At 43.9% G+C, this 892-nt stretch carries 1 protein-coding gene; it reads right to left on the bottom strand.

Annotated features, from left to right (window positions below):
• A partial coding sequence (locus WBG07_RS19370) for a DUF7507 domain-containing protein (protein ID WP_461781917.1) occupies nt 1-892 on the bottom strand: 892 nt, incomplete at both ends.

Genomic DNA, 892 nt, shown 5'->3' with positions numbered 1-892 from the left:
GGTTACTGTAAATACATAACTAATGGTATCGCCTGCATCTACTCGTCCGTCTCCGCCATCATTTAGAGTATCTACTTTGGTGATCGTTATATCGGGTGACTGAGTAATCGTGGTCACTGTTGGATCATCTGGATTACCGTCACTATCGCTATCAATATCGGTAGCATCGTCTGGATCGTCAGACAAGCTAGTTACCGGATTGTTATTTGGATCTTCGCCGGTCACTGTGGCGGTGTTACTAAAGCTTCCCGCATCTATATCCGCTTGGGTAATGGTATAAGTAGCAGTGAAAGTTGAAGTATCACTTGCTCCTACAGCTAAACTTGCCAGAGGACCACCACTTACCGTTACTAATGGATCTGTTACCGTAACATTGGTCAAAGTTACGTTTCCAGTATTGGTTACTGTAAATACATAACTAATGGTATCTCCTGCATCTACTCGTCCGTCTCCGCCATCATTCAAGGTATCTACTTTGGTGATCGTTATATCGGGTGACTGAGTAATCGTGGTCACTGTTGGATCATCTGGATTACCGTCACTATCGCTATCAATATCGGTAGCATCGTCTGGATCGTCAGACAAGCTAGTTACCGGATTGTTATTTGGATCTTCGCCGGTCACTGTGGCGGTGTTGCTAAAGCTTCCTGCATCTATATCTGCTTGGGTAATGGTATAAGTAGCAGTGAAAGTTGAAGTATCACTTGCACCTACAGCTAAACTTGCCAAAGGACCTCCACTTACCGTTACTAATGGATCTGTTACCGTAACATTGGTCAATGTAACGTTTCCAGTATTGGTTACCGTGAATACATAACTAATGGTATCTCCTGCATCTACTCGTCCGTCTCCGCCATCATTCAAGGTATCTACTTTGGTAATGGTGAGTTCG

Origin of the sequence: Ascidiimonas meishanensis (genome assembly GCF_037782385.1) — a bacterium.
GTDB classification, from domain to species: Bacteria; Bacteroidota; Bacteroidia; order Flavobacteriales; family Flavobacteriaceae; genus Ascidiimonas; species Ascidiimonas meishanensis.
This window is presented reverse-complemented; position numbering and strand designations above follow the sequence as displayed.